This is a genomic window from Curtobacterium sp. MWU13-2055, from assembly GCF_023242305.1.
In the GTDB taxonomy this organism is placed as follows: Bacteria; Actinomycetota; Actinomycetes; order Actinomycetales; family Microbacteriaceae; genus Curtobacterium.
The window spans coordinates 413,900-440,360 of record NZ_JALLIO010000003.1; the positions used below are offsets into that span (position 1 = coordinate 413,900).

General features: G+C 71.3%; 29 protein-coding genes. 8 read left to right on the top strand and 21 right to left on the bottom strand.

Annotated elements, in window-relative coordinates:
* Positions 1-10 precede the first annotated feature (10 nt).
* From M4960_RS09675 to M4960_RS09700, 6 genes are all read right to left on the bottom strand, one after another.
* Positions 11-784: a hypothetical protein gene (locus M4960_RS09675; RefSeq protein ID WP_248704115.1), complete on the bottom strand. Its 774-nt coding sequence runs from the start codon at positions 782-784 to the stop codon at positions 11-13.
* Positions 781-1,641: a carbohydrate ABC transporter permease gene (locus tag M4960_RS09680; protein ID WP_165901014.1), complete on the bottom strand. Its 861-nt coding sequence runs from the start codon at positions 1,639-1,641 to the stop codon at positions 781-783. Before M4960_RS09680 ends, M4960_RS09675 begins: the two co-directional genes overlap by 4 nt.
* Positions 1,638-2,615, bottom strand: a complete 978-nt coding sequence (locus M4960_RS09685) for a carbohydrate ABC transporter permease (RefSeq protein ID WP_111083559.1) — start codon at positions 2,613-2,615, stop codon at positions 1,638-1,640. The genes M4960_RS09680 and M4960_RS09685 overlap by 4 nt, the downstream gene beginning before the upstream one ends.
* Before the next feature lie 11 nt (positions 2,616-2,626).
* Positions 2,627-3,952, bottom strand: a complete 1,326-nt coding sequence (locus M4960_RS09690; RefSeq protein WP_123339407.1) for a sugar ABC transporter substrate-binding protein — start codon at positions 3,950-3,952, stop codon at positions 2,627-2,629.
* A 23-nt stretch (positions 3,953-3,975) separates the two neighbouring features.
* A complete protein-coding gene (locus tag M4960_RS09695) occupies positions 3,976-5,226 on the bottom strand; it encodes a Gfo/Idh/MocA family protein (RefSeq protein ID WP_248704116.1) in 1,251 nt (416 codons plus the stop codon).
* A 148-nt stretch (positions 5,227-5,374) separates the two neighbouring features.
* Positions 5,375-6,163, bottom strand: coding sequence for a DeoR/GlpR family DNA-binding transcription regulator (locus M4960_RS09700; RefSeq protein WP_165901013.1), 789 nt, complete (start codon positions 6,161-6,163; stop codon positions 5,375-5,377).
* Between the two features lie 132 nt (positions 6,164-6,295).
* Between M4960_RS09700 and M4960_RS09705 the strand changes: the two genes are divergently transcribed.
* The 5 genes from M4960_RS09705 to M4960_RS09725 are packed head-to-tail and all read left to right on the top strand — an operon-like array spanning position 6,296 to position 10,986.
* Positions 6,296-7,174 (top strand): SIS domain-containing protein, encoded by an 879-nt coding sequence (locus tag M4960_RS09705; protein WP_123293030.1) that lies wholly within the window; start codon positions 6,296-6,298, stop codon positions 7,172-7,174.
* Positions 7,174-8,079, top strand: coding sequence for an ROK family protein (locus M4960_RS09710; RefSeq protein ID WP_248704117.1), 906 nt, complete (start codon positions 7,174-7,176; stop codon positions 8,077-8,079). Before M4960_RS09705 ends, M4960_RS09710 begins: the two co-directional genes overlap by 1 nt.
* On the top strand, positions 8,076-9,197 hold the full coding sequence (gene nagA / locus M4960_RS09715; RefSeq protein WP_248704118.1) for an N-acetylglucosamine-6-phosphate deacetylase: 1,122 nt from the start codon (positions 8,076-8,078) through the stop codon (positions 9,195-9,197). The genes M4960_RS09710 and nagA overlap by 4 nt, the downstream gene beginning before the upstream one ends.
* Positions 9,194-10,153 carry a PfkB family carbohydrate kinase gene (locus M4960_RS09720; protein WP_248704119.1) on the top strand — a complete coding sequence of 320 codons (960 nt, stop codon included), beginning with the start codon at positions 9,194-9,196 and terminating at the stop codon, positions 10,151-10,153. Before nagA ends, M4960_RS09720 begins: the two co-directional genes overlap by 4 nt.
* On the top strand, positions 10,150-10,986 hold the full coding sequence (locus M4960_RS09725; protein ID WP_248704120.1) for a class II fructose-bisphosphate aldolase: 837 nt from the start codon (positions 10,150-10,152) through the stop codon (positions 10,984-10,986). Before M4960_RS09720 ends, M4960_RS09725 begins: the two co-directional genes overlap by 4 nt.
* 28 nt (positions 10,987-11,014) lie before the next feature.
* Here the strand turns inward: M4960_RS09725 and M4960_RS09730 are convergent, their stop codons facing one another.
* From M4960_RS09730 to M4960_RS09740, 3 genes are all read right to left on the bottom strand, one after another.
* A complete protein-coding gene (locus tag M4960_RS09730) occupies positions 11,015-12,424 on the bottom strand; it encodes an L-serine ammonia-lyase (protein ID WP_248704121.1) in 1,410 nt (469 codons plus the stop codon).
* Between the two features lie 153 nt (positions 12,425-12,577).
* Positions 12,578-12,772: a PspC domain-containing protein gene (locus M4960_RS09735; RefSeq protein ID WP_111083567.1), complete on the bottom strand. Its 195-nt coding sequence runs from the start codon at positions 12,770-12,772 to the stop codon at positions 12,578-12,580.
* Between the two features lie 148 nt (positions 12,773-12,920).
* Positions 12,921-13,859 (bottom strand): NADP-dependent oxidoreductase, encoded by a 939-nt coding sequence (locus tag M4960_RS09740; RefSeq protein WP_248704122.1) that lies wholly within the window; start codon positions 13,857-13,859, stop codon positions 12,921-12,923.
* Between the two features lie 78 nt (positions 13,860-13,937).
* Between M4960_RS09740 and M4960_RS09745 the strand changes: the two genes are divergently transcribed.
* Entirely contained in the window at positions 13,938-14,756 is an 819-nt protein-coding gene (locus M4960_RS09745) for a shikimate 5-dehydrogenase (protein WP_248704123.1), read from the top strand.
* A gap of 77 nt (positions 14,757-14,833) precedes the next feature.
* On the opposite strand, the gene M4960_RS09750 is transcribed toward M4960_RS09745, so the two are convergent.
* Genes M4960_RS09750 through M4960_RS09760 form a run of 3 tightly spaced genes read right to left on the bottom strand, consistent with a single transcriptional unit; the run spans position 14,834 to position 17,436 of the window.
* Positions 14,834-15,277, bottom strand: coding sequence for an SRPBCC family protein (locus tag M4960_RS09750; RefSeq protein WP_123293024.1), 444 nt, complete (start codon positions 15,275-15,277; stop codon positions 14,834-14,836).
* Between the two features lie 5 nt (positions 15,278-15,282).
* Positions 15,283-16,728 carry an NAD(P)/FAD-dependent oxidoreductase gene (locus M4960_RS09755; protein ID WP_248704124.1) on the bottom strand — a complete coding sequence of 482 codons (1,446 nt, stop codon included), beginning with the start codon at positions 16,726-16,728 and terminating at the stop codon, positions 15,283-15,285.
* A 39-nt stretch (positions 16,729-16,767) separates the two neighbouring features.
* Positions 16,768-17,436: a hypothetical protein gene (locus M4960_RS09760; RefSeq protein ID WP_111083572.1), complete on the bottom strand. Its 669-nt coding sequence runs from the start codon at positions 17,434-17,436 to the stop codon at positions 16,768-16,770.
* A gap of 102 nt (positions 17,437-17,538) precedes the next feature.
* Here M4960_RS09760 and M4960_RS09765 point away from each other — a divergent pair, with 102 nt between their 5' ends.
* Positions 17,539-17,814, top strand: coding sequence for a hypothetical protein (locus M4960_RS09765; protein WP_248704125.1), 276 nt, complete (start codon positions 17,539-17,541; stop codon positions 17,812-17,814).
* Positions 17,815-17,852: 38 nt separating this feature from the next.
* On the opposite strand, the gene M4960_RS09770 is transcribed toward M4960_RS09765, so the two are convergent.
* Genes M4960_RS09770 through M4960_RS09780 form a run of 3 tightly spaced genes read right to left on the bottom strand, consistent with a single transcriptional unit; the run spans position 17,853 to position 20,427 of the window.
* The gene (locus M4960_RS09770) at positions 17,853-18,380 is read right to left on the bottom strand and encodes a GNAT family N-acetyltransferase (protein ID WP_248704126.1); all 528 of its coding nucleotides are present in this window, start codon (positions 18,378-18,380) and stop codon (positions 17,853-17,855) included.
* A gap of 26 nt (positions 18,381-18,406) precedes the next feature.
* Complete coding sequence (locus M4960_RS09775) at positions 18,407-19,684, bottom strand: ABC transporter permease (RefSeq protein WP_123937041.1); 1,278 nt, start codon at positions 19,682-19,684, stop codon at positions 18,407-18,409.
* Positions 19,681-20,427: an ABC transporter ATP-binding protein gene (locus M4960_RS09780; RefSeq protein WP_123293019.1), complete on the bottom strand. Its 747-nt coding sequence runs from the start codon at positions 20,425-20,427 to the stop codon at positions 19,681-19,683. The genes M4960_RS09775 and M4960_RS09780 overlap by 4 nt, the downstream gene beginning before the upstream one ends.
* An 80-nt stretch (positions 20,428-20,507) precedes the next feature.
* On the opposite strand from M4960_RS09780, the gene M4960_RS09785 reads away from it, so the two are divergent.
* A complete protein-coding gene (locus M4960_RS09785) occupies positions 20,508-21,137 on the top strand; it encodes a TetR/AcrR family transcriptional regulator (RefSeq protein WP_123293018.1) in 630 nt (209 codons plus the stop codon).
* Positions 21,138-21,218: 81 nt separating this feature from the next.
* On the opposite strand, the gene M4960_RS09790 is transcribed toward M4960_RS09785, so the two are convergent.
* From M4960_RS09790 to M4960_RS09815, 6 genes are all read right to left on the bottom strand, one after another.
* Positions 21,219-22,229 carry a glycine betaine ABC transporter substrate-binding protein gene (locus M4960_RS09790; RefSeq protein ID WP_131877788.1) on the bottom strand — a complete coding sequence of 337 codons (1,011 nt, stop codon included), beginning with the start codon at positions 22,227-22,229 and terminating at the stop codon, positions 21,219-21,221.
* Positions 22,226-22,987 (bottom strand): ABC transporter permease, encoded by a 762-nt coding sequence (locus M4960_RS09795; RefSeq protein ID WP_123937044.1) that lies wholly within the window; start codon positions 22,985-22,987, stop codon positions 22,226-22,228. Before M4960_RS09795 ends, M4960_RS09790 begins: the two co-directional genes overlap by 4 nt.
* Entirely contained in the window at positions 22,984-24,261 is a 1,278-nt protein-coding gene (locus tag M4960_RS09800) for an ABC transporter ATP-binding protein (RefSeq protein ID WP_123339391.1), read from the bottom strand. The genes M4960_RS09795 and M4960_RS09800 overlap by 4 nt, the downstream gene beginning before the upstream one ends.
* Positions 24,248-24,895 carry an ABC transporter permease gene (locus M4960_RS09805; protein WP_248704127.1) on the bottom strand — a complete coding sequence of 216 codons (648 nt, stop codon included), beginning with the start codon at positions 24,893-24,895 and terminating at the stop codon, positions 24,248-24,250. Before M4960_RS09805 ends, M4960_RS09800 begins: the two co-directional genes overlap by 14 nt.
* 208 nt (positions 24,896-25,103) lie before the next feature.
* Positions 25,104-25,808 carry a DinB family protein gene (locus M4960_RS09810; RefSeq protein WP_248704128.1) on the bottom strand — a complete coding sequence of 235 codons (705 nt, stop codon included), beginning with the start codon at positions 25,806-25,808 and terminating at the stop codon, positions 25,104-25,106.
* Positions 25,805-26,416, bottom strand: coding sequence for a hypothetical protein (locus M4960_RS09815; protein ID WP_123339389.1), 612 nt, complete (start codon positions 26,414-26,416; stop codon positions 25,805-25,807). Before M4960_RS09815 ends, M4960_RS09810 begins: the two co-directional genes overlap by 4 nt.
* Between the last annotated feature and the right edge of the window lie 45 nt (positions 26,417-26,461).

A 26,461-nucleotide genomic window follows, 5' to 3' on the forward strand; every position in this document is an offset into this window, starting at 1 on the left:
CTGCGCGCGATCAGACGACGGGTGCGGTGCCGGTCCGTTCGGTCCAGTGCGCGCCCGCCGCCCACCGGTCGAGCACCGCCAGGGGCAGGCGACCGGACGCGTTCGAGGCGCGCGCCGTGGCCAGCGGCACACCGAACACGAACTTCGCCACGCTCTCGTCGCCCTCGGCGGCGTCGTGCGGGCCGGGTGGCGCGAGCCGGAACCGTCGGGCGAAGCGCACCAGGTTCGCGTCGGGGCCGAGCACCGCGGCCAGACCGGGATCGAGGATCCACGAGCGGCACTGCCACCGGTCGGCGGCGAGCGCCGGTGCGAGGGCGCGCAGGACCTCCGGCGCGCGGGCGAAGGACCGGTCGCAGGTGTCCGGATGGAGCGGCCCGGTCTCCGGGACGTGGACGCCCCAGGCCGGCTGGCCGTCGGGCAGGTGGTCGCCGAGTTCGTACTGGAGGCGCCCCACGGCCACCACGCGACCGGTCGCCACCGCGACGAGCCAGTCCACCCCCGTGCCACGCAGACCGTACCGGTCGAGTTTGCGGTCGACGTCCGCCACGGACGCCTCGGCGAGGCTGCGCGGGAGCCCCCGCGCCTCGAGCGCCGCGGCGTTGCCGGGCACGGCCGCGCGGAGCGCGGCGACCAGCAGGGCGTCCCGCTGGGCGGGCTCCGCGTCGGCCACGGTGGCGGCCAGTGCGGCCGCCACCGTGGCGGAGTCGTCCGGCGACCCCACGGCGGCGGCGAGGACCGCGACGGACGCGGGACGGGCCTCCTGGCCGGGGGTGTCGGCGGTCACTTCAGACCGGACGAGGCGAGCCCGTCCATCACCCGCCGCTGCAGGACGATGAACATGATGAGCACCGGGGCCATGGCCATCAGGCTCGCGGCCATGAGCACCGGGTAGTCGATCGTCCGGTCGCTCGACAGCGTCGCGAGTCCTGCGGCGAGGGGCATGTCCTCGGCACGAGTCGAGACGACGAGCGGCCAGAGCAGCTCGTTCCACGACCACAGCACCGTCGTGATCGCGAGCACGCTGATCGAGGGACGGGCGAGCGGCAGCATGATCCGCCAGAACGTCTGGAACGGGTTCGCGCCGTCCATGCGCGCAGCCTCTTCGAGCTCGGGCGGCATGTTCAGGAACGCCGTCCGCATCAGGAAGGTGCCGAACGCGCTGAACAGGCCCGGCGCGACGATCCCCATCAGGGTGTCGAGCCATCCGAGCCCCTGCACGATCTGGTACTGCGAGATCAGGTAGACCTGCGACGGCACGAGCAGGATCGACAGCACGATCGCGAGCAGGATCGCCCGGCCGCGGAACCGCATGCGGGCGAAGGCGTAGCCGGCGAGCGTGCAGAGCACGATCTGCGCGAGGGTGCGGATGATCGTGACGTACACGGACGTGCCGAGCTGGCTGAGGAACGGCAGACGCTCGAACACCTGCGCGTAGTTCTGCCACTGCAGCTCCCCCGGCCAGAACGTCGGGGTGACGGACTGCACCTGGGCGTTCGTGGACAGCGACATGATGATCTGCCAGACGAACGGGAACGCCATCGCGAAGCCGCCGACGCCGAGGACGACGTGGATCCACCAGTGACTGCCGCCGCGACGACCGGGCCGGCGTGCTGCCCGTGGCGGTGTGACGGTTGCGGTCATGCCTGCACCCACTTCCGTTGGACACGGAACTGCACGAGCGTGACGATGCCGATGAGCAGGAAGATCACCATGGCGATCGCGGCCGCGAAGCCCTTGTCGTTGTCGATGAACCCGGCGCTGTAGAAGTAGAAGACGAGCGACATCGTCTTCGGGATCACCGGGTTGGTGCTGCCGAGGATGGCGTAGAGCAGGTCGAACAGCTGGAAGCTCGAGATCGTCGTGACGATGACCACGAAGAAGATGCTCGGGCTGAGCAGCGGGACCGTGACGGAGCGGAACTGCCGCCAGCGGCTCGCGCCGTCGAGCTCGGCCGCCTCGTACAGCTCCGGTGGGATGTCCTTGAGGCCTGCGCCGAGGATGATCATCGAGAACCCGAGGGACGACCACAGGCCGACGAAGCTCACCGCGACGAGCGCGAACCCGGGCGTCGAGATCCAGTACGGACCGTCGATGCCGAACAGTCCGATGAACCAGTTCACGATGCCGTAGTCGCCGTTGAACATGATGCGCCAGACGAGGGCGATCGCGGCCGGCATGGCGACGTAGGGCAGGAAGAAGAGCACCCGGTAGAACTGCGCGAACCGCAGGCCCGGGGTGTTCAGCAGGCTGGCGAGCCACACCGCGATCGGGATCCCGGCCAGCACGATGACCGTGTAGACGATCGTGTTGAGCAGCGACTGGTACAGCTGCGGGTCACCGGCGAGCCGGACGTAGTTCGCGACGCCGCTGAACGTCGCACCGCCGAACACGCCCCAGCTGGTGAAGGAGTACCAGAACGTCTGGATGATCGGCCAGATGTAGAACGTGCCGACGCCGATGAGCAGCGGCAGGACGAACAGCCACGGCCACCAGCCGTCGGTCCGTCGGGGTGCGCGCTTGCCGCCGGCCGTCGGGCCGGGGGCGCCCCGCCCGGACGAACGCGTCGTCCGGGCGGGGGTGGAGGCGGCCTGCGGCCGCTCGGTGTTGATCGTCATCGGCTCGGGACTCACTGTTCCTTGGCGAGGGCGGCGTCCATCTTCTGCGCGAGCTGCTTCGCGACGTCGTCGACCGGGGTCGAACCGTCGAAGGCGTTCGGCAGGAGGTTGGTCTCGAGGGTGTTCCACGCGGCGGTGTTCTTCGACACCGGCAGGGGCTTGGCGTAGTCGACGGCGTCGAGGAACACCTGCAGGTCGGCGTCCGGCATCGTCTTCGTGAAGGCGGACTGCGTGCCCTCGTAGGCCGGGATGACGGCGCCCATGTCGCCCTGCTGCTGCTGGGCGGTCTTGCCGGCGAGGTAGACCTGGAGCGCCTGCGCCGCGGCCTTGTTCTTGCTCGCCTCGGACACGACGTTCGAGACACCGTGGATGACGGTCGCCTGCTCCTTGCCCTTCGGCAGGGGGTACACGACGATGTCCTTCTCCATCGCGGTGCCGGTCAGGGCCGAGCGGAACCAGCTGCCGCCCTGGTACATCGCGAGCTTGCCCGACGTGAACCACTGGTCGGCGGTGGTGTCGGTGAGCTGCTTCATCGACGGCGAAGCGCCCGAGTCGATCAGGTCCGTCCAGAACTGCAGACCCGCTTCCGATGCCTTCGAGGCGTACTCGGACTTCGTGCCGTCCGCGTTCACGACCGATCCCCCGGCCTGGAAGATCGTGTCGTAGTAGGTCGTCTGGCCGTCCATGCCGCCGGCCGCGCCGTACGCGCCGTCGGCCTTGAGCTTCTCGCTGAGCTCGGCGCCGGTCTTCTGGAAGTCGTCCCAGGTCCAGTCCTTCGACGGCAGGTCCATGCCGGCCTTCTCGAACAGGGCCTTGTTGACCCAGACGCCGATGGTGTCGAAGTCCTTCGGCACGCCGTACTGGGTGTCGTCGTACGTGTACAGGTCGTTCAGCGCGCTCGAGTACTTCGCGGGGTCGATGTCGCCGGCCTTGACCTCGCCGGTGATCGGCGCGAGCTTGCCGTTGGCCGCGTACAGCTGGAAGTTGGGGCCGTTCATCCAGAACAGGTCGGGCAGCGTGTTGCTCGAGCCCTGGGTCTGCAGCTTCGTCCAGTAGTTGGCGAACGGCGTGACGTCGACGCTGACCTTGATGTCCGGGTACTCCTCGTTGAAGCCCTTGAGGTTGGCCTTGATCGCCTTGACCTGGTTCTCGTCCCAGACGGCGTACGTCAGGTTCGCCTTGGTGTCCTTCGCGGCGGCGGTGTAGTCGCCGCCGGAGCTCGACGCCCCGGAGGACGTGGAGCACCCGGCGAGGAGTGCGGCCGCGCCGAGGGCGGCGACGGCGCCGACGAGGATCCGGCGGACGCCGGTTCCTCGGGCGGGGATGTGTGCGGTCATCGGGAGGTCCTTTCGCACGGCCGTCAGGAACCGACGGTCTGGGCGGGGTGGGTGGGGTGCGGAGCGGGTCGTGTGGAGGGTGTGGCGGGCCGGCTGAAGTGCGCGATCGTCTCGGCCGGCAGCGGCGGGACGTCGATGGGGACGGAACCGGTGCGCAGCGAACGGGTCGCCAGGGCACCGGCGGCGACCGCGGCGCGCGCCGCGATCGGGGACAGCTCCGTCGGTTCGCCGAGGGCGACGGACCGCAGGAACTCGGTCATGGTGATCAGGTCGGCATCGGCGTGGCCGTCCTCGACGCCGTCGATCGGGTACTCGCGGTCCCCCGCGGTGTCCCAGCCGCGACGGTGCGTCCAGACCTTCACGACGCCACCGCCGGTGTCGCCGATGTTCTCGAGGCGACCCTCGGTTCCGATGACCGTGTAGTTCCGCCAGTAGTCCGGGGTGAAGTGGCACTGCTCGTAGCTGGCCTGCACGCCGTTGTCGAGCGTCATCATCACCATCGAGACGTCCTCGACGTCGACGACCGGGTTCAGCCCCGTCTGGGCGAGCGGCGGCCAGTTGTCCTGCGAGAACCAGTCCCCCATCAGCTCGCCGCTGCGGTCCCGTCGGTCGGTGACGTCGCCGTAGACCGACAGCGACCCCATGCCCACGACGCGGCTGGTGTCCCCGCCGCCGAGTGCGTGGATGACGTCCAGGTCGTGGCTGGCCTTCTGCAGGAGCAGGGAGTTGACGTTCGCGCGGTCGGCGTGCCAGTCCTTGAAGTAGTAGTCCCCGCCGTTGCCGACGAAGTGGCGGCACCAGACGGCCTTGACCTCGCCGATCTCGCCGCGGTCGACGATCTCGCGCATCAGGCGGACGACGGCCGCGTGGCGGAAGTTGTGGCCGACGTAGAGCGGGGTGCCCGTCTCGGCGGCGGTGTTGAGGACCGCGTCGGCGTCCTCGACCGTGATGGCGAGGGGCTTCTCGAGGTAGACGGCGATGCCCGCGCGGAGCAGGTCGATCGCGATCTCGGCGTGCGTCCAGTCCGGCGTGGTCACGATCGCAGCGTCGACCTGGCCGGTGAGGTCCCGGTGGTGCTCGACCACCAGCGCATCGGGGTACTCGGCCCGCCCGCGCTCGCGGCCCGCTGCGGTGACGTCCGCCACGGCGACGACCTGCGCCCGCAGTGCCGGGTCCGCGCCGACCGCCTCGGCGACGTGCCCTGCGATGGCGGACCGCTGGCCCATCCCGATCACCGCGACGCGGAGGATCCCGTTGTCAACGCCCATGCTCATCTCGCTCCCTTGCGTGATTGTGACGCCCATGATGCCGAATCGATCATGAATGCACAATAGGCGCTCACGGATCGCTCATGGGTCCACGACGGGAGGGTTTTACACGATCGAAACGTCGCGCCCGGGATCCGGGCGCTCGTCCGTCGGCTCAGTCGGCGACGACGAGCTCAACGCCGGCGCTGGCGAGGTCGGCTGCGAAGGCCGGCGGGACGGGCTGGTCGGTGACCAGGACGTCGATGCGGTCCAACGGACAGATCCTGGCGAACGTCGACCGCTCGATCTTGGTCGAGTCGGCGACCACGATGACCCGTCGGCCGACCGAGGCGAAGTGCCGGCTGACCTCGGCCTCGCCCTCGTGCATGGTCGTGGCGCCGTACTGCCCCGTGAGCCCGTCCACCCCGAGGACCACGAGGTCGAGCGCGAACTCGTCGAGGGTGTCGCGGACGAGCGGGCCGACGAGCTCGTACGACTGCCGCCGCGCCACCCCGCCGGTGACCACGATCTTGACGTTGGCGCGGACGGACAGCTCGTACCCGACGTTGAGCGCGTTCGTCACGATGGTGATCCCGAACTCACCGTCGGCACGGATGAACCGCTCGCTCTTGCCGAGTTCTCGCGCGACCTCGGTCGTGGTGGTCCCACCGTTCAGCCCGACGGTCTCGCCCGGCTGCACCAGTCGCGCGGCGGCACGGGCGATGGCGGTCTTCGCCTCGGCCTGGCGCGCGATCTTGTACTGCAGGGGCAGTTCGTAGCCGGCCCCGAGCGCCGCGGCTCCGCCGTGCGTGCGCGTGACGAGCCGCTGGTCGGCGAGCGTCGTGAGGTCGCGTCGGGCCGTGGCGGCCGAGATCCCCAGCAGCTCGCCGATCTCGGCGATCGACACGTTGCCGCGTTCGCTCACCAGTTCGAGCAGGGCGTTCAGCCGCTGTTGGGGGGTCATGACGGCCATCCTACGGTGCCATCGCGACTGCTCGGTGATCGGAATTGACGCTTTGGTCTTCCATCGCGCACGATCGCTCGCTACGCTTCCTGATCATCGATCACCCGGATCGAACCGGACCGGAAGGCTCCCATGACCGACACCTTCGTGAGCGCCGAACTGGCCTCCCAGCCGGAGACCTGGCGCGCCGCCGCGGCACTCCTGCCGACCTTCTCGGACGCGCTCCCCCAGCCCGGTGAACGCGTCGCCGTGATCGGCTGCGGCACGAGCTGGTTCATCGCGATGAGCTACGCCGTCGCCCGTGAGCAGGCCGGCCTCGGGGTCACCGACGCCTTCGCCGGCTCCGAGTACCCCGCCTCTCGCGAGTACGACCGTGTGCTCACCATCAGCCGCTCGGGCACGACGACCGAGATCGTCGACCTGCTGCAGGCCCTGCCGTCGCAGCGCACCGTCCTGATCACGGCCGTCGCGGACAGTCCCGCCGCGGCCGTCGCCGACGACGTGGTCGCACTGCCCTTCGCCGACGAGCGCTCCGTCGTGCAGACGCGGTTCGCCACCACGGCGCTCGCCCTGCTGCGCGCGTCGATCGGCGACGACGTCGAGGCCCTCGCCGCCCAGGCCGAGATCGCGCTGACCCTGCCGATCGACGACCTGCTCGACGCCGAGCAGGTCTCCTTCGTGGGCCGCGGTGCCGCCGTCGGCCTGACGTTCGAGGCCGCACTGAAGACACGGGAGGCCGCGCAGTTCTGGGCAGAGTCCTACCCGGCGATGGACTACCGACACGGGCCGATCGCCATCGCGCAGCCCGGCCGGCTCGTCTGGTCGCTCGGTGCCGCACCGCAGGGGCTGGCCGACGAGGTCGCCGCCACCGGTGCGCGCTTCGTGCAGCACGACCTCGACCCGATCGCCGGCCTCGTCGTCGTGCACCGGTTCGCCGTCGCCCTGGCCGAGGGTCGTGGGCTGGACCCGGACAACCCCCGCTCGCTGACGCGGTCGGTCATCCTCACCTGATGGCGGGCGCAGGCACGGTGCTCGGGGTCGACGTCGGCGGCACGGGCACCAAGGCCCGGCTGACCGACGCCGACGGACTCGTCCTGGACGAGACCCGGGTCCCGACGCCCCGCGACGATCCGTCGGGGCTCCGACTGGCGGTGGCCGTCGCCGACCTGGCAGTGCGGGCGCTCGACCGCGGTCGGCTCGACGCCGTCGGGCTCGTCACGCCGGGTGTCGTCGACGAAGCCGCCGGCACCGTCGTCCTCGCGGTGAACCTCGGGTGGCGGGACGTGCCGGTCCGCGACCTCGTGCGGGCCGAGCTCGTCCGACGCGGTGTCGACGTCCCGATCGCCTTCGGCCACGACGTCCGTGCCGGCGCCCTCGCCGAGACCCACACCGGTGACCCGGCGCTGTCCCGCGGATCGGTCGCGTTCGTACCCGTCGGCACCGGCCTGGCCAGCGCGCTGGTCGTCGACGGCCAGGTCGTGTCCGGGGGCGGCTGGGCGGGGGAGATCGGCCAGGTGCTGATCCCGTCCGGACCGCACGCGGGGCTCCGGGTCGAGGAGATCGCATCGGCCGGGGGAGTCGCACGCCGCTCCGGGTCGGCATCAGCGCACGCAGCCATGCTCCGGGTGCGCGACGGCGACACCGTGGCGACCGCCGTCTGGGACGACTGCGTCGCCGTGCTCGCGGACGCCCTCGCCTGGACGACCGCGGTCGCCGGCTGCCACACCGTCATCGTCGGCGGGGGACTCGCCGAGTCCGGCCCGCTGCTGTTCGGGCCGCTCCGCACGGCGGTGGCCAAGCGGCTCGTCGGGGTCCGCGCACCGGAGATCCTGCCGGCCGCCCGCGGCGACGCCGCCGGAGCCATCGGCGCGGGCCTGCTCGCACGGCGGGTGCTCGAGAACGGGGTGCTGCTGTGACCACGCTCGTCCGCGCGCCACGCATCGTGACCGCCGCCCACGACCTGCACGACGGGTGGCTCGTCCTCGGCGACGACGCCACCGTGCTCGCGGTCGGTGCCGGCACACCGCCGCGCGCGGACTCCGCGGTCACCGTCGAGGGCACCGTCGTACCGGGCTTCGTCGACCTGCACGCCCACGGCGCACTCGGCCACGACTTCGCGACGTGTTCCGCCGCGGACGCCCGAGCGGCGGCCGCGCACCACCGGTCACGGGGGACCACGACCCTCGTCGCCTCGATCGCGACCGGGCGTCCCGACGACACCGTCGCAGCCCTCACGCGCCTGCGACCGCTCACCTCGGACGGCACGCTGGCGGGCCTGCACCTCGAAGGGCCGTGGTTGTCCCCGGCCCGCCGCGGAGCCCACCGGGTGGACCTGCTCCACGCCCCGGACCCGCTCGAGGTCGACGCGTACCTGGCGGCCGCCGACGGCGCGCTGCGGGTCGTGACACTCGCCCCCGAGCTCCCCGGCGCCCTCGACACCGTGGCGCGGTTCGTCGCCGACGGTGTCGTCGTGGCGATCGGGCACACCGATGCCACCGCCGAGCAGACCCGCCGGGCGATCGACGCCGGCGCCACGCTCGTCACGCACCTGTTCAACGGCATGCCACCGCTCCACCACCGCACACCGGGGCCGGCCGGGGTCGCCCTGACCGACGACCGCGTGCTGCTCGAGTGCATCGTCGACGGACACCACCTCGACCCGACCACGATCGGGCTCGTCCAGCGGAGTGCACCGGGCCGCCTGGTGCTCGTGTCCGATGCGATGTCGGCGACGGGCTGCCCCGACGGCGACCACACCATCGCCGGGTCCGCGGTCTCGGTCCGCGGCGGTGTCGCGATGCTCGCCGACGGGTCGTCGTTGGCGGGCAGCACGATCACCGTCGCCGACGCAGTGCGTGGGCTGCTGACGAGCGGGGTCGCGGTGCCCGAGGTCGTCGCGGCCTCCGCCACACGTGCGGCTCGGCTGCTCGGTCGCCCGGCGCCGCTCACGGTCGGCGCACCTGCCGACCTCCTCGTCCTCGACCCCGACACCGGTGCGGTGCGGAACCTCCTGCGGACGGCGGTGGTCTCGTGATCGTCGTCGTCACCCCGAACCCGGCCGTCGACGTCACGTACCGGGTCGCCGAACAGCGCATCGGCGAGACCCAGCGGGTCCTCGACGTCGCACGGCACCCGGGTGGCAAGGGCCTGAACGTCGGTCGGGTCCTGGCGGCGACGGGTGTCGCGACGCACGCCGTCCTGCCCCTCGGGGAGACGCCCGGCCGCTGGGTCTCGGACGCGCTCGACGATCTCGGCCTCGACCACACCGACGTCGTGGTGTCCGGCACGACCCGCACGACCGTCACCGTGGTCGACGACGTCGCCCACCCGACGATGTTCGGTGAGCCCGGCCCGGTGCTCACCGGCACCGAGTGGGACGCCGTCGCCGCAGCGGTCGACGGACTGCTCGGCCGCGCCGACGCCACCGCCCTCGTGGTGTCCGGTTCGCTGCCCGGCGGTGCCGCACCCGACGTCGTCGCGAGCTGGGTCGCCACGGCCCACGAGCACGGCGTCCTGAGCGTCGTGGACTGCTCCGGTGCCGCACTGCTGGCGGCGGCGAGCGCCGGTGCCACCGTCTGCAAGCCCAACCGCGAAGAGCTGCTCGAGGCCACGGGCGCCCCGGACGAACGCACCGCCGCCCTCCGGCTGCTGGAACGCGGCGCGGGCGTCGTCGTGGTCTCCCGCGGAGCGCACGGCATCGCCGCCCACACCACGGACCACGTGCTCGAGGTCCCAGCGGTGCCCGGCGTCTCGGGCAACCCGACCGGGGCGGGCGACGCGGCGACCGCCGGTCTGGTCGGTGCCCTGGTCCGCTCGGGTCACCAGCAGGGCACCGGCGGCCCCTTCGCCGACGACACCCTGCTCCGAGCACTCCGGGCCGCCGCTGCCCACGGCGCCGCCGCCGTCCTCCGCCCGGTGGCGGGCGAGGTCGACCCCGCCGACGTCCACCGCTTCCTGACCCACCCCGACCGAACGAGGACCCCAGCATGATCACCGACCTCGCCCTGACGGGCCTGCTCGACACCGCCCGCACGGCACACCGCGGCGTCGGCGCGTTCAACGTCGTGCTGCTCGAGCACGCCGAGGCCATCGTCACCGGGGCCGAGCGGGCCGGACTGCCCGTCATCCTGCAGATCAGCGAGAACTGCGTCCGGTACCACGGCGGTCTCGCACCGATCACGACCGCGACCCAGGCGATCGCCCGGGCCGCCGACGTCGACGTCCTGGTCCACCTCGACCACATCGAGGACCCGGACCTCGTCGCCGCCGGCATCGACCTGGGCGTGGACTCCGTCATGTACGACGGCTCGCACCTGGACTTCGCGGCGAACGTCGCCGCCACCCGTGACCTCGCGGTCCGGTGTCACGCCGCCGGCGTCGCCATCGAGGCCGAGCTCGGCGAGGTGGGCGGCAAGGACGGCGTGCACGCTCCGGGTGTCCGCACCGACCCCACCGACGCCGCCGCGTTCGTGACCGACACCGGGGTGGACGCCCTGGCCGTCGCCGTCGGGACCTCGCACGCGATGCAGACCCGCGAGGCCTCGGTCGACCGCGACCTGGTGGAACGCCTGCGTGCCGCGGTGCCGGTCCCGCTGGTCCTGCACGGTTCGTCGGGGCTGTCCGACGACGAACTGCGGGGCGCGGTGCAGGCCGGCATGACGAAGATCAACATCTCGACGCACCTGAACGGCCTGTTCACGCGTGCCCTGCGCACCGTGCTCGACGAGCGGCCCGACCTGGTCGACCCCCGGAAGTACGTGTCGGCCGGGCGCGAAGCGATCTCCACCGAGACCGCCCGGCTGCTGACACTCCTGCACGGCTGAGCGGTCGCCGCCCGGGCAACCGCAGTGCTCAGCAGAGCGGGACGTTCACCGCGAGCCCGCCCATCGCGGTCTCCTTGTACTTCGTCGACATGTCCGCCCCGGTCTGCCGCATCGTCTCGACGACCTGGTCGAGCGACACGTGGTGCACGCCGTCGCCACGCAGGGCCATCCGTGCGGCGTTGATCGCCTTGTTCGCCGCGATCGCGTTCCGCTCGATGCACGGGATCTGCACCAGGCCACCGATCGGGTCGCAGGTGAGCCCGAGGTTGTGCTCCATCGCGATCTCCGCGGCGTTCTCGACCTGTTCCGGGGTGCCCCCGAGGACCTCGGCGAGTCCGGCGGCCGCCATCGACGCGGCCGAGCCGACCTCGCCCTGGCAACCGACCTCGGCGCCGGAGATCGATGCGCGCTCCTTGTAGATCGACCCGACGGCGCCGGCTGTGAGCAGGAACCGCACGACGGCGTCGTCGCGGTCGGCAGCGGTGATCGCGGGGACGTAGGTGAGCGCGTAGTACAGCACCGCGGGGATGATGCCGGCGGCGCCGTTGGTGGGTGCGGTGACGACCCGGCCGCCGGTGGCGTTCTCCTCGTTCACCGCCATGGCGACGAGGTTCACCCACTCCATGGCGAACAGCGGGTCGTGGTGGGGGTCCTCGCGGGTGAGCTGCTCGTGCCACGTGGCTGCACGACGCCGGACATCGAGTCCGCCGGGCAGGCATCCGTCACGGCGGACGGAGCGGTCGACGCACGAGTCCATGACGGCGTGGATGTCGAGCAGCCCGGAGCGGACGTCGGCGTCGGTGCGGGTGACCGACTCGTTGGCGAGCGCCACTCCGCTGATCGGCAGACCGGAGGCAGCGCAGGCGGCCAGCAGCTCGGCGCCGCTGGAGAACGGGTACGGGACACGGTCGTCGACCGGGATCGCCGCCCCCGCGACCACGGCACCGTCGTCCACGGCACCGCCGTCCTCGCCGTCGCCGTCGCTGTCGCGAGCGATGAAGCCGCCGCCGATCGAGTAGTACGTCTCGTCGGCCAGGTCGGCACCGGCTCCGTCACGGGCTCGCAGCCGCATGGCGTTCGGGTGCCGGGGCAGCATGGTCAGGGGGTGCAGCACGATGTCGGCGAGCCGGAACGGCACGGTCGCCCCACCCTCGAGCCGGAGCAGGCCGTCGCGTTCGAGGGTGTCGAGCGCCGCGGACATCGCGTCCGGGTCGACGGTCTCGGGGTGGGACCCCATCAGGCCGGCGACCACGGCGCCGAGGGTGCCGTGGCCCTGTCCCGTCGACGCCAGTGAGCCGTACAGGTCGACGGCGACGGAGGCGACGGGCAGCCCGGCGACCAGGGACGCGAACTCGGCGCCGGCCCGCATCGGCCCGACGGTGTGCGAGCTCGAGGGACCGACACCCACGCTGAACAGATCGAAGACGGAGACCGGCACGCCGCCACACTAACCCGTCCGGACGGACCGGGCTCAGCCCCGTCCGGACGGACCGGGTCTCGAGCTGGCCGCGCCGAGTCTCGGGCTGAGCGACAGATCACGGACTCACGAGCGCGAGAACTGTCGCTCACCGCGAAACTCGGGCCCCCGGGCTCAGCGGCGGGTGTTGCCCTCCGCCGGCACCACGAACCACAGGACGACGTAGGCGATCCACAGCGGCCCGGGGAACAGGCTCAGGATCACCCAGCCGATGCGGACGAGGGTGCGGGACAGGCCGAAGCGATCGGCGAGGCCGGCGCAGACACCGGCGAGGATGCGGCCGTTGCGGGGGCGGGAGAGTGTGCTCATGGGGCCGACGCTACGCACCGGCGACGAGCAAGGGCATCCGGGCAGTACCCCGGAGAACGGTGGGGAAAACCCCCGAACGACCCCGAAGGCCCGCCCACGACCACCGATGCCCGATGCCCGATGCCCGATGCCCGATGCCCGATGCCCGTCAGGGGATCAGCACGATCTTCCCGCGGGTGTGCCGCTGCTCCAGCTGCTCGTACGCGTCCTGCACCCGGTCGAGCGGGAAGGTCGCCGCGATCGGCACCTCGACCTCGCCGTTCGCCACCTGCATCGCGAGGGCGCCGAGGATCTCCGGGTCGGCGGTGTCCGCACTGCCGGAGGCCTTCGCACCGACCTCGGCGGCAGCCTCGAACGCGATGATCGTCTCGATGCGGTCGACCGGCACGCCCAGGGCGATCCCCAGGTGCACGTACTCCGGACCGTGGGTGTCGATGACGGCGTCGATGCCGTTGGTGGCGAGCTCGGTGATGCGCTCCTGCAGGCCATCGCCGTACGCGACGGGCCGTGCACGCTTCGACCGGAGCCACTCGTGGTTCGCCTCGGACGCGATCGCGATCACGTCGATGCCCTCGTTCGTCAGCAGCTGCGTGACGAACCCGCCGACACCACCGGCGGCACCGGACACGACGACGGTCTCGCCGGGTCGGGGGTCGACGGCACGGACGGCTGCGGCAGCGGTCGTGGCGACGATGTCGAGCCCGCCGGCGACGGTCCAGTCGAGCAGCCGCGGCTTCTGCACGACCTGTTCGGCCGGCACCGAGACGTACTCGGCCTGGCTCGCGCGGTCCCACGACCACCCGAGGACCTCTTCGCCCTCGTCGACGCCGTCGACGCCCTCGCCGACGGCCACGACGATGCCGGCGAAGTCGGTGCCCTGCCCGGACGGCAGCGCGTCGGGGGACCCGCCGTCGAACAGCCCCTGGCGGATCGCCGACTCGCCCGGGTTGATGCCGGCGGCGCGGACGCGCACGAGCACCCGACCGGCGGTGGCCTCGGGGACGGGGACCTCGGCGACGTGCAGCACGGAGCGGTCACCCCACTCGTCGAAGCGGACGGCGCGCATGGTCTCCGGGATCTCAGTCATCGCGTCCGACGGTACCCCGAGCATGACGAACGGTCCGCGTGGACCGCTCCATCGGCACGACGGTGGGAGACTGGCTCCATGCCCATCCTCAACAAGGACATGCAGGTCTGCATGTCGCTCGCGGCCCGGCCGAGCAACATCGGCACCCGGTTCCACAACTTCCTGTACGACGAGCTCGGGCTCAACTTCCTGTACAAGGCGTTCACCACGACCGACCTGCCCGGCGCCGTGGCCGGCATCCGAGCGCTCGGCATCCGCGGCTGCTCGGTGTCGATGCCCTTCAAGGAGGCGATCATCCCGCTCGTCGACCACGTCGAGGAGTCCGCCACCGCCATCCAGTCGGTGAACACGGTCGTGAACGACGACGGCGTGCTCACCGCGTCGAACTCCGACTACGAGGCGATCGCCGCGCTGCTCGCCTCGCACGACGTGGACACTGCGTCCCGGGTACTGCTCCGCGGCTCCGGCGGCATGGCGAAGGCCGTGACCGCGGCGTTCCGCGGCGCCGGCTTCGACCGCCTGACGGTCGTCGCCCGCAACGAGCAGACCGGTACGGCGCTCGCGTCGCAGTACGGGTACGAGTGGATCGCCGAGGAGCGCGAGGCGGGGGAGTCCGACCTGGTGGTCAACGTCACGCCCCTCGGCATGCGGGGCGACCAGCAGGACGCGCTCGCCTTCGCGCAGGACCGGATCGAGGCGGCCCACACGGTCTTCGACGTGGTCGCGTTCCCGTCGGAGACCCCGCTGGTCCGTGCGGGACGGGACGCCGGCAAGCACGTCATCACCGGAGCCGAGGTCATCGCGCTGCAGGCGGCGCGCCAGTTCGAGCGGTACACGGGCGTCGCCCTGACGGACGACCAGGTGGCGCGCGCCAGCGAGTTCTCGCGCGCCGAGTAGTCGACGCGCCCAGAAGACGGACGGGAGGCGCGGTGCCAGCCGGCACCGCGCCTCCCGTCCGCCCTCGTGGGAACGTCTCAGGCGTTCGTCGCGCGTCCGACGGCCACCCACCCGAGCCGGCGCAGCGTCTCGTGGTTGCGGACCCAGATGAGCGGCTGCATGAGGAAGTCGGGGACCCAGGCCCCCGGACCGGCGACGGCGTTCTCGACGATCGTCACCTTGCAGCCCTTGCGGTGCGGCTCCACGGTCAGCTCCACGCGGGCCTCGCCGATCGGCCACCCCTTCGGCTGGATCACCATGCGGTGCGGCGGGTCCCACACCAACGAGGTCGTGACGTCGTCGATGACGAGCGGCCAGGCACCGAAGGAGTGGTGCAGGTGCGTGCCGACCTGCGGCCAACCGGCCTCCTGCTTCCGCATGCGCGAGGCGCCGACCACCCAGGTCGTGTAGAGCCAGCCGTCGCCGAGCACGTCGAAGACGTCCTCGGGAGCGCAGTGCAGGATGCGGACGTTCTTCGCCATGGTGATCAGCCTTCCGGGGTGAGGTCGACGTCGTCGGGCAGCCCGAAGGTGTGCCGGAGCGCGCTCTTCGCGGCACGCCAACCGGCCATGCCGTGCACACCGGGGCCGGGCGCGGCCGACTCGGAGCACAGGTACATGCCGCCGCCCATCCGCCACGGGTCGCTGGACAGCACCGGGCGCTTCACGAGCTGCCAGAAGCTCGCGGCACCGGCGGCGATGTCACCGCCGACGTAGTTCGGGTTGTGGTCCGACATGTGCGCGGCCGTCCGGCTCGACGTGTGCAGGATCGTGTCGCGGAACCCCGGCGCGAACCGTTCGACCTGGCGCGAGATCGCCTCGGTCTGGTCGACGTCGGACCCCGCCGGCACGTGCGCGTAGGCCCAGAAGACGTGCTTGCCCTTCGGCGCCCGGGTCGGGTCGACGACGGTCGGCTCGGAACCGAGCACGTACGGCCGTTCGGCGTGCTGGCCGCGCGCGACCGAGCCCTCCGCAGCGGCGATCTCGGCTCGTGTCCCGCCGATGTGCACCGTGCCGGCCCGGCGCAGCGCCTCGTTCGTCCACGGCACCGGATCGGACAGCGCGAAGTCGACCTTCGCGGCCGCGTTGCCGAACCGGAACCGGCGGAGCGCACCGCGCTTCGGCGTGGGGATCTGCGAGCCGGCGATCCGCAGCATTCCGGGGACACTCGTGTCGAAGAGCACCGCCTTCGCCGGGGTGAGGTCACCGAGCGACCGGACCTCGTGCCCGGTGACGATCCGTCCGCCGTGCGCGACGAGGTCGTCGGCGAGCGCGTCGATGATCGCCTGGCTGCCGCCGATCGGCACGGGCCAACCGCGGGCGTGTGCGTAGGCGCCGAGCGACAGCGCCGCGGCGGCCGTCGACAGCGAGGGCATGTGCTGGATGGAGTGCGCGGCGACGCCGGACACCATCGCCGGGGCGGCGTCCTGCCGGAAGCGGGCGTTCCAGGCGCTGCTGCCCTGCTCGAGTGCGCGCAGGCCGAACCGCAGCACCGTGAGCGGGTGCCGCGGCACGTGCAGGAGGGCGTCGGTGGCGAAGTCGGCGACCTGGTCGGCAGCGCGGGCGAGCGGGCCCATCAGGTTCCGGAAGGCCGGGCCGTCCACGCCGAGCTCGGCGGCCGTCCGCTCGAGGTCCTGGTACGCGATGCCCGCACGACCGCCGTCGAGCGGGTGCCCGTACTGCACCTCGGGCAGACGGAGCTCGATGCGCTCCTCCATCCGGAACAGCCGGAAGAACTCGGACTGCAGGGCCATCGGGTGCACCGCCGAGCAGACGTCGTGCAGGAACCCCGGCAGGGTGAGCTCGGCGGTGCGCGCACCACCGCCGATCGTGTCGTTCCGTTCGACCACCTCGACGGACAGGCCCGCACGGGCGAGCGTCACCGCCGCCGCGAGTCCGTTCGGTCCGGCCCCGACGACCACCGCATCAACCATGGTCCGAGCCTAGGGACTCGTGTCTGCGCGTGGTCCCGGTCAGGGGCGAGCGACGTCGGGGTCAGCAGGGTCGGAGCCGTCCTCGTCGCCGTCGGCGTCGTCGGGTTCGTCGGCGTCGACCGGGGTCGAGCCCACGGGGTGCTCGGCCAGCAACGTCGCGAAGTCCTCGTCGAGCATCTGCTGCAGACGGTCGTCGCGCCCGATCTCGTAGTCGTCGGCCGGACGCTGGGCCCAGCCGAGGCGCCCGACCACCGTGGTGCCGATGTCGTCCCAGGCTCGGGCGCGGGCGGCGAGCACGATGCCGTCGACGAAGTGCTGGTCGTCGCGGCGCTTGTCGAGCATCGTCGCGAGTTGCTCGTACGTCGCCTCGCGCGTGCGCAGCTTGAGGTCGTCACCCCGGCGGTAGTCGTGCTGGTGCCGTGAACGGCCCTTCGACTTGCTCGACGTCGACCGGATCTCCCGCATGCGCGCGGCGTCGCCCCGCTGCTCCTCGGCCATGCGGTGGAGCTCCTCGCGCGCGGCCTCGGCGATCAGCGCGTGGTCGAAGTACCCCTGGTCACGCAGCGCGTTCGTGATGATCCGGTTGCCGACCGCGATCGTGACCGCGGCCTTCGCGATGAGGAACCCCTCGTCGACGGCCCGCTTCAGTTCGACCTGGCTGATGGGTCGATCGCGCACGTCGTGGTTGCGTCGTCCGAACAAGGCCATGCTCCGACGATACCGGCGTCCGGTGACCATCCGTCGGCAGGTGGACCCGGATCACGCCCTGGAGGGACGACACGCCACGAGTGGTTCCGTAGCGTCGGGTGCATGGTCACGTACACGGAGTCCCCCCGCACCGGTCTCGGCACCGCGAGCCTCGTCCTCGGGATCTGCTCGCTGCTCGCCGGTTGGACGTTCGTCGCGCCGATCGTCGGGCTGTGCCTGGGCGTCGCGTCGCGCAGCCGGGAACCGCTCGCCCGTGGTCGCGCGGGCTGGGGGGTCTTCCTGAACCTCATCGCGCTCGCCGTCTGGATCCTGCTGCCCGTACTGGCGGTCGTCGGCGGTGTGTTCGCGGTCTGGCAGGGCGCGACGCAGGGCTCCTGACGCACGCGCATGCGCGCGGGGGCGGCGGGGAGACGCGCCTAGAGCAGCAGGCCGTAGACGGCGACGTCGGCGCGGACGGGCCCGAGCGGCAGCGCGCGCCGCAGGGTCCCCTCGAGGGCGAACCCGAGCCGTTCGGCGAGCGCGCGGCTGCGGACGTTGTCGACGCCGGTCCGGATCTCGAGCCGTGCGGTGCCGCGTGTCCGCGCGACCTCGACCAGGACCCCGGCGGCCCGCGCCGCGACACCGCGGCCCTCGTGTCCGGCGTCCACCCAGTAGCCGAGTGACGCCTGGCCCAGGTACGGGTCGAAGGTCAGCGACGCCACCCCGACGATGCGGTCGTCGGAACGGATGACGCAGGGGAGCGCGCGGTCCATCGCGAACTGGCCGAGCAGCCGTTCGGTGTGCAGTCCGATGGTCTCGCGGTCCTGCGGATCCCACGCCCATGGTTCGGCGGCCCGGAGCCGGTCGAGGTTCGCGCGCACGAGTTCGAGCACCGGGTCGACCGTGGTCAGGTCGCGCAGCGTGAGCGTGTACCCGTCCCCGAGGTCCCGCCCGAATGCCGCCACCCGTCAGAGACTATGCACGCCGGGCGCTACTCGTACCGGAGCGCCTCGATCGGGTTCTGCCGTGCGGCGCGGCGCGCGGGGAGGGTGCCGGCGAGGAACGCGATGAACATCACGACGAGGATGATCGTCGCCACCGAACTCGGCGCGAACTGCATGATCTGCAGGCCCGGCAGGTCCTTGAGCACCGTGCCCGCGAGCACGTTCGAGATGCCCGTCCCCAGCAGGATCGCGACACCGGCTCCGATCGCGCTGCCGAGGAACCCGATGAAGACCGCCTCGAGCGAGAACAGCGTGTAGACCTTGCCGCCGCCCATGCCCATCGCCTTCATCAGGCCGATCTCGCGGGTGCGCTCCTGCACGCTCATCAGCAGCGTGTTGATGATGCCGAAGCCCGCAGCCACCAGGGCGATGACGGCGAAGGCGTTCAAGACCCCGACGATGCCGCTGATGACGGTCTGGAACTGGCCGAGCTGGTCCTGGATGGTCTGCCCGAGGAACCCGTCGTCCGACAGCGCCTTCTTGACCGTGGTCGCGGAGGCCCCGGAGTCGAGCGTCGCGGTGGCGCTGGCGTACGAGGTCGCGATCGAGTCCGGCTTGCCGATCTCCTGCGCGGCCTGCATCGCGTCGGTGAGCGCGGCGTTCGCCCCGGCACCGCCCCCGAACAGCGACTCGTTCTGCACACCGACCACCGTCGCGGTGAGGGTGTGCTCCTTGCCCTGGTAGTCGTCCACCGCGAAGGTGAGCTCCTTGCCGACGGCGGCCTTCGCGCTGCCGAGTCCGAGGTTCTCCAGGTAGTTCGTCGGCAGGATCACCTGGTTCGCGTCGGTGTCGTCGTCGAGCTGCTTCCCGCTCGCCAGGTCGGCGTCGAGCTCCCCCGCGTTGGCGGTCAGGGAGACGACGTACTTGCCGTCGTCGCCGTGCTCGGCGTACTTCGGCGCCAGGGCGACCGCTGGACGGATGCTCTTGATGCCGTCGATCGCGCGGATGTCGTCGACGTCGGACTGCGACAGGTACGAGAACGACGCCGGACCGCGGTCGACGCTCTGGCCGGACTCGTCGGGGTCGTACTCCGCCGGCCCGCTGTCGGTCGACGTGGTGTCGACGGCCTTCGTGATGGTCAGGGAACCGGTGTCGCCGATCGACGAGACCTGGGTGTCGATGTAGTTGCTGACACCCGTACCGATCGCCGAGGTCAGCGTGATCGTGAAGGCGCCGATGAAGATCGCGATGACGGTCAGGGTCGTGCGCAGCTTCGACCGGAAGGTGTTCGAGACCGCGGTGCGGAGCAGGTCGAGGAAGTTCATGCGGAGTGCCTTCCGTGCGTGGCCTGCTGGTCGATGGCGGCACCGGCGGTGGGTGTGCCGTCCGATCCACCGACGATGAGTCCGTCGCGGACGTTGACGCTGCGGTCGCAGCGGGCGGCGAGTTCTTCGTCGTGGGTGACCACGACGAGCGTGATCCCGCGTTCGCGCTGCAGGCCGAAGAGCATGTCCTCGACCACCTGCCCGGTGTTCGTGTCGAGGTTGCCGGTCGGCTCGTCGGCGAAGATGACACTCGGCTCACCGACCAGCGCGCGTGCGATGACCACGCGCTGCTTCTGCCCGCCGGACAGGTCGTTGGCGTCGTTCTTCGCCTTGTCGGCCAGGCCGAGGGAGTCGAGCGCCGCCATGCCGCGGCGCTTCCGCTCGGCCCCGGAGACGCCCGCGATCTTGAGCGGCAGCACGACGTTGTCGAGGACCGAGGTCTTAGGGGTCAGGAAGAACTGCTGGAACACGAACCCGAAGGTGCTGTTGCGCGTGCGGTTCACCTGTCGGGCTCCGAGCGTCGCCGCGTCGGTGCCGTCGAGCAGGACCTGCCCGGTCGACGGCTTGTCGAGCAGTGCGAGCAGGTGCATGAGCGTCGACTTGCCCGATCCGGACTTGCCGACGATCGCCAGGCTCTCGCCCTGGTGCACCTGGAGTGACACCCCCTTGAGGGCGTCGAACCGCGTCGGGCCTCGGCCGTAGGTCCTGGCGAGGTCACGGGCCTCGAGCACGGGAGTGGTCATGGCCCCACCGTAGTGTCCGCTGCACGACTGCAAGTTTGCGTTTGCTGTAGATCATGTGACGTTCCGGTTACAGTCGGGCCATGCCCGACACCGCGCCCGCCACCGAGATGGGTCTGCGCGACCGCAAGCGCATCGAGACACGCCACCGCATCGCGGAGGCGGCTCGGTCCCTCGCGCTCGAGCAGGACATCGACCACACCACGATCGAACAGATCGCCGCACGCGCCGAGGTGTCACCGCGCACGTTCTTCAACTACTTCGAGAGCAAGGAGGACGCGGTCCTCGGGCACACCGAGCTCGACCTGGACGCCGAGACCCTGGCAGCGCACCTCGAGACCGTCGCGGGGGAGCCGGCTGCGCAGGCCGTGGTCGACCTGGCGTTCCTGGTGTTCGGCTCGTCGTTCGGCGACGAGCACGAGCGGCTCGCCCGGAAGGAGGTCATCGTGCGCTTCCCGCAGCTCATGCGCCGCCAGGTCAGCCGGATGACGACCGTGGCCGAGGCGATGACGGGTGCGGTGCGCACGATCCTCGAACGCGACCCGGCGTGGGGGCCGGACGCCGCGACCCCGCAGGCCGCCGAGATGCTGCTCGGCATGTGCATGACCGGCCTGCGGAGTTCGGCGCGGCACGAGGGTTCCGACCCGGAAGAGGTCCGCGCCCGCGTCGTCGCGTCGATCCGCGACACGGCTGCGCGCATCGCTGCGGCCTGAGACGCAACCACAAACGGACGGGAGGCCCGGTGCCACCCGGCACCGGGCCTCCCGTCCGTGACGTGGATGCGTCGAGAGCCGTCACGGCTTCGTGATGAAGCCCTCCTTCACCATCCAGTCGAACGCGACGTCGGCCGGCTCGCGCCCCTCGACGTCGACCTGACGGTTCAGCTCCTGCAGCACCGCATCGGTGAGCTTCGGCGAGATCTGGTCGTAGACGTCGGCGAGCTGCGGGTACTCCTTGAGCGTGGCCGAGTCGAGCACCGGCGCGACGTTGTACGCCGGGAAGAAGCCCTTGTCGTCCTCGAGCACGGTCAGGCCGAGCGACTTGATGCGGCCGTCGGTGGTGAAGACCTCGCCGAAGTTGCACTTGCCGCGGTCGGTGGCCGTGTAGACCGTGCCGGTGTCGAGGATGCTGACGTTGTCGCTCGGGATCCCGTTCTCCCCCGAGCCGCCGAGCTCCAAGCCGTACTTCTTGAGCATCGGCTTGAACCCGTCGGCTCGCGAGTTGAACTCCGACTCCACGCAGAAGGTGCGCTCGTCGACGGGCAGCTTCGCGATGTCGGAGAGGGTCTTGATGTCCCCGAGCTCCTTGACCGCTTCGTCCCGCACCGCGAACGCGTAGGTGTTGTTCATCGGCGCCGGGTTCAGCCACGTGAGCCCGTTGCCGGCGTCCTCCTTCTTGACCGCTTCCCACTGCTCGGTCTTGTCCGGGATCCCCTCGGCGTGGCCCATGAAGGTCAGCCAGGCGGTGCCGGTGTACTCGTACGTGAAGTCCGCACCGTGCGAGGTCATCAACTCGCGGACGGCGACGCTGCCCGGCACGTTGGTCTCGTCGGTGACGTCGAACCCAGCGGCCTTCGCGGCGAGGACCGCGATCTTGCCGAGCACGAGCTGCTCCGTGAAGTTCTTCGACGTCACGGTGATGTGGGCACCGTCCGGCAGGTCGTCGATGCGCTCGATGGTGCCCGGACCGGCCTCGGGGACGAAGGACGTCGCGGGCTGCAGGCCGCAGCCGGCCAGGACGAGCGCGGTGGCACCGGCGAGGGCGACGGCGGCCCCGCGGCGGAGGCGGCGGGTACGGCGGTTCATCGGAGTCCCTTCGGACGTGCGACGGTCTCGACCACACGGCCGAGCCAGTCGATGGAGAGGGCGAGGAGCGCCACGAGCAGCGCCCCGGCGACGAGCACCTTCGGCAGGAACAGCGTCACGCCCGTGGTGATGAGGAGACCGAGACCACCGGCACCGACGAAGGTGGCCAGGCTCGCGGTGCCGACGAGCAGCACGAGCGCCGTCCGGATGCCGGACAGCATGACCGGCACCGCGAGGGGCAGCTCGACGCGCATCAGGACGCTGAACGCGCTCATGCCCATGCCACGGCCGGCCTCGACGAGGCGCGAGTCGACGCTCTGCACGCCGATCATGGTGTTCCGGAGGACCGGCAGGATCGCGTAGAGCACGAGCGCGACCACGGCGGACCAGCTGTTCAGGCCGAGCCACGCGGCGAGCAGCACGATCAGGCCGACAGCGGGGGCCGCCTGCCCGAAGTTCGCGACGGCGAGCACGTACGGGCTCGCCCGACGCAGCGGTCCGCGCGTGAGGACGATGCCGAGCGGGATACCGATCACGAGCACGAGCACCGTCGCCTGCAGGGTCAGCACGAGGTGCTGCCCGGTCAGGTCGAGGATGTCGGCCGGGTTGAGCGTCGTGCGTTCGGTGGGCGTGAGGTCGGCCGTGGCGAGCCAGACCGCGAACCCGGCGAGCACGACCAGGATCGCGATCGGCTGGAACAGCAGGCCCTTCCAGGACGTGCTGGCGCCGGTGGCGGGTCCGGCGGTGACAGCACTCACAGGTCTTCCCCGGAGGGCGCGATCACGGGCGCGGCCGGCGAGGACGGCAGCGTCTCGATCTGGTTGGTGTTCGTGCCGACCGGCGTGTACGCGCGGTCGTCGGCGGCCGCTGCACGCGACCGGGTGATGGCCTCCATGACGACCTCGACCGTGATGACACCGCGGAACGCCTCGCCACGACCGGTGACCAGTGCGGCCCCGGCGCTCGAGACGAGCATGGTGTCGAGGGCGTCGTTGAGCGTCGAGGCCTCGCCCACGATGGGCAGCTCCGGGTCGACGCCGTCCGGGATCCGGTCCAGGCGCTCGAGCTGTCGGCGGGACGGCCAGCCGATCGGCCGCTGCCGACGGTCGACCACGACGGCGTGCCCGTGGCCTCCGGCCTCCTGCATGCGCTGCAGGACGGCCTTCGCCTCTTCGCCGGGGGAGCAGGTCACCGCGGAGACGACCTCGACGTCGCGGACGCGGTTCAGGGTGAGCTGCTTCAGCCCGGCGCCCGAGCCGATGAAGTTCTCCACGAACTCGTTCGCCGGCTCCGCCAGGATCCGCTCCGGGGTGTCGTACTGCACGATGTGGGCGCCCTCGGTGAAGATGACGATCCAGTCGCCGAGCTTCACCGCCTCGTCGAAGTCGTGGCTGACGATGACGATCGTCTTGTGCAGCTCTTCCTGAATCCGCAGGAGCTCGTCCTGCAGGCGCTGCCGGGTGATCGGGTCGACCGCACCGAACGGCTCGTCCATCAGCAGGACGGGCGGGTCCGCGGCGAGCGCCCGGGCGACGCCGACGCGCTGCTGCTGCCCGCCGGAGAGTTCGCGGGGGTAGCGGTCGCGGTAGGTGGCGGGGTCGAGCGAGACGAGGTCGAGCAGCTCGTCGACGCGCGCCGCGATCTTCTCCTTCGACCAGCCGAGCATCTTCGGCACGATCGCGATGTTCGCCGCGACGGTCATGTGCGGGAAGAGCCCGCCGGCCTGGATCACGTAGCCCATCCGGCGGCGGAGCTCGTCGGCGTCGATGCCGGTCACGTCGTCGTCACCGACGACGATGCGGCCCTCGGTGGGCTCGATCAGGCGGTTGATCATCTTGAGGGTCGTCGTCTTGCCGCAGCCGGACGGGCCGACGAGCATGACGATCTTGCCGGCCGGGATCTCGAGGGTGATGCCGTCGACGGCGGGCTTCGACTGTCCGGGGTACCGCTTGGTGACCTCGTCGAGCAGGATGCTGCGGCCGGTGACGTCCCCGTCGGGCGCGGTGGTGGTGGCGGAGTCAGTGCTGGACACGGATACCTCTCGAGATGGTCAGGCGGCCGAGGCCGAGGAGGAGCAGGTCGAGGACGAGGGCGAGCAGGACGACGCCGACCACCCCGACGACCACGGAGTTGAGGGCGTTCGCGCCGCCGAGGCGCGAGAGTCCGGAGAAGATGAAGCCGCCGAGTCCGGGCCCGAGTGCGTAGGCGGCGATGGCGGCGATGCCCATCACCATCTGTGCGGACACCCGGACACCGCTGAGGATGATCGGCCAGGCCATCGGCAGTTCGATCTGCACGAGGGTCCGGAACCGGCTCATGCCGATGCCGCGGGCCGACTCGACCACGCTCGGCGGGATCTCGGCGAGGCCGACGACCGCGTTGCGCAGGATGGGCAGGGCGGCGAAGAAGACGACCGTCACGACGGACGGCAGCACGCCGAAGCCGAGCGGGACGATGAGCAGGCCGATGACCGCGAAGGACGGCAGGGTGAGGCCGATTGCGGACACCCCGTTCGCGACGGAGGTCAGGCGGGGACTGCGGTAGACGAGTGTGGCGAGCACCACGGCGATGACCGTGGCGAGCACCGTGCACTGGACCACCAGTGAGAAGTGTTGCCACGACGAGAACCAGATCTGGCTCCATCGCTCCACGACGTACTGGAACACAGGTGGGCGCTCCCCTTCCGGTCGGCCGAACTGCCCACGGGTCGGGGCACAAGCTGCGCCAAAGCTACGCAGGGCACGGACCGGTCGCACGTCGACGTGCAGCGGAAGCGATCGTTTCCTGTGCAGACGGCACGATGAGAACCCCTGGTCAGCGGCCAGTTCGACCGTCGAGCCTGAGAGAACGGTAACGATCGTGAGGGGCCGTCGGCTACATGGCCAGACCCCGCAGGCCGGACCGCTCGGCGATGTCGACGAGCTGCTCGCGCCAGAGGACCCACTCTTCCGGGCTCTTGTCGGCCAGGTTGCCGTCCCCGTCACCCGCCAGTCCGTCGAGCATCTCGCGCACGATGTCGGCGTGCCCTGCGTGCCGGGCTGTCTCGTACGCCATGTGCACCAGGACGCGGTGGAGCGTGACCTCGCGGAGCTCCTCCGGCCACCAGGGGACGGTGCCGCGGGCGTCGAGGTCGAGCGCTTCGATGGTCGCGTCGGTGTGCGCTGCACTGCGGTGGTGGAAGGCCACGACGTCGTCCAGGGTCTCGTCGAGCGTCGCGTACATGTCCTCGCCGTCCTCGGACTCGAGCCAGGCGGGCGGGTCCGGAAGCGGCCGACCGAACACCTCGCCGAAGTACCCGGCCTGCACACCGGCGACGTGCTTCACCAGCCCGAGCACGTTCGTGCCGGTCGGGGTCACCGGCCAGCGGGCCTGCCGCTCGGCCAGGCCGTCGAGCTTGCCGAGGAGCGCGGCGCGGTGCTTCTGCAGGTACCGGTGCAGCGTCCGCTTCACCGCAGCGGCCGAGGCCAGGGGATCGGTGTCCGACGACGCGCCCTCGTCCGACAGGGCCGAGTTCCCACTGGACGCGAGGCCGGTGGTCGTCGCGGGGTGGACCTCGGGGACGGCGTCGGTGCTGCTCATGCCCTCGATCGTGCCACCACGACGTCCTGCAGGCGTGCCGATTCCTGCACGGCCACTCGCTCCGCGGTGAGCAGCAGCCCGGCCACCTCGGCCGAGGTGCGCGCAGGGGCGTCGTTCCAGCTCGTGAGGTCACGCACGCGGCCCATCCGGACGTCGGGCGCCGGACACCAGAGCACCGGCGCGCCCTCGTCCACGGCGAGCGCGTGCCAGACCAGGTCGAGGGAGTGCTGGACCCGCGGCGAGTGCACGGCGTGCGGTCCGCCAGCGGCCGAGACGACCGCGCCGACCAGGCAGGCAGCGACGAGCGGTCGCCCCTGCACGTCCATCGCTGCGGCACTGGTGGCCTTCCGCATCCGGCCGTGCTCGTCGAGGTACGCGAACCAGGCGTGCTGGATCCAGCCGCGTTCGACGACGCCACGCGCGTCGGACAGCAGGTGCTCGAGCTCGCCGAGTTCCTGCAGCCGGGCTTCGACCCGTCGGACGCGTGCTGCGGCGCGGCGCTCGGCGAGGCGGTCGAGGAACCCGCGGAGGCCGGTTCGCTCGGATCGGGTGGGGGCGGGAGAGGCGTCGGTGGCGACGTCGTGCTGGACGCGGAACTCGAGGGTCATGAGGGCCCCTCCGATCGGCTGTGCACGGATGGTGCGGTCACGATA

What these genes read in the sequence shown, in the direction of transcription:
- M4960_RS09680 (WP_165901014.1), bottom strand. Translation starts at nt 1,641, where the DNA reads ATGACCGCAACCGTCACACCGCCACGGGCAGCACGCCGGCCCGGTCGT.
- M4960_RS09685 (WP_111083559.1), bottom strand. Translation starts at nt 2,615, where the DNA reads ATGACGATCAACACCGAGCGGCCGCAGGCCGCCTCCACCCCCGCCCGG.
- M4960_RS09690 (WP_123339407.1), bottom strand. Translation starts at nt 3,952, where the DNA reads ATGACCGCACACATCCCCGCCCGAGGAACCGGCGTCCGCCGGATCCTC.
- M4960_RS09695 (WP_248704116.1), bottom strand. Translation starts at nt 5,226, where the DNA reads ATGAGCATGGGCGTTGACAACGGGATCCTCCGCGTCGCGGTGATCGGG.
- M4960_RS09700 (WP_165901013.1), bottom strand. Translation starts at nt 6,163, where the DNA reads ATGACCCCCCAACAGCGGCTGAACGCCCTGCTCGAACTGGTGAGCGAA.
- M4960_RS09705 (WP_123293030.1), top strand. Translation starts at nt 6,296, where the DNA reads ATGACCGACACCTTCGTGAGCGCCGAACTGGCCTCCCAGCCGGAGACC.
- M4960_RS09710 (WP_248704117.1), top strand. Translation starts at nt 7,174, where the DNA reads ATGGCGGGCGCAGGCACGGTGCTCGGGGTCGACGTCGGCGGCACGGGC.
- M4960_RS09725 (WP_248704120.1), top strand. Translation starts at nt 10,150, where the DNA reads ATGATCACCGACCTCGCCCTGACGGGCCTGCTCGACACCGCCCGCACG.
- M4960_RS09735 (WP_111083567.1), bottom strand. Translation starts at nt 12,772, where the DNA reads ATGAGCACACTCTCCCGCCCCCGCAACGGCCGCATCCTCGCCGGTGTC.
- M4960_RS09740 (WP_248704122.1), bottom strand. Translation starts at nt 13,859, where the DNA reads ATGACTGAGATCCCGGAGACCATGCGCGCCGTCCGCTTCGACGAGTGG.
- M4960_RS09745 (WP_248704123.1), top strand. Translation starts at nt 13,938, where the DNA reads ATGCCCATCCTCAACAAGGACATGCAGGTCTGCATGTCGCTCGCGGCC.
- M4960_RS09750 (WP_123293024.1), bottom strand. Translation starts at nt 15,277, where the DNA reads ATGGCGAAGAACGTCCGCATCCTGCACTGCGCTCCCGAGGACGTCTTC.
- M4960_RS09755 (WP_248704124.1), bottom strand. Translation starts at nt 16,728, where the DNA reads ATGGTTGATGCGGTGGTCGTCGGGGCCGGACCGAACGGACTCGCGGCG.
- M4960_RS09760 (WP_111083572.1), bottom strand. Translation starts at nt 17,436, where the DNA reads ATGGCCTTGTTCGGACGACGCAACCACGACGTGCGCGATCGACCCATC.
- M4960_RS09765 (WP_248704125.1), top strand. Translation starts at nt 17,539, where the DNA reads ATGGTCACGTACACGGAGTCCCCCCGCACCGGTCTCGGCACCGCGAGC.
- M4960_RS09775 (WP_123937041.1), bottom strand. Translation starts at nt 19,684, where the DNA reads ATGAACTTCCTCGACCTGCTCCGCACCGCGGTCTCGAACACCTTCCGG.
- M4960_RS09780 (WP_123293019.1), bottom strand. Translation starts at nt 20,427, where the DNA reads ATGACCACTCCCGTGCTCGAGGCCCGTGACCTCGCCAGGACCTACGGC.
- M4960_RS09785 (WP_123293018.1), top strand. Translation starts at nt 20,508, where the DNA reads ATGCCCGACACCGCGCCCGCCACCGAGATGGGTCTGCGCGACCGCAAG.
- M4960_RS09790 (WP_131877788.1), bottom strand. Translation starts at nt 22,229, where the DNA reads ATGAACCGCCGTACCCGCCGCCTCCGCCGCGGGGCCGCCGTCGCCCTC.
- M4960_RS09810 (WP_248704128.1), bottom strand. Translation starts at nt 25,808, where the DNA reads ATGAGCAGCACCGACGCCGTCCCCGAGGTCCACCCCGCGACGACCACC.
- M4960_RS09815 (WP_123339389.1), bottom strand. Translation starts at nt 26,416, where the DNA reads ATGACCCTCGAGTTCCGCGTCCAGCACGACGTCGCCACCGACGCCTCT.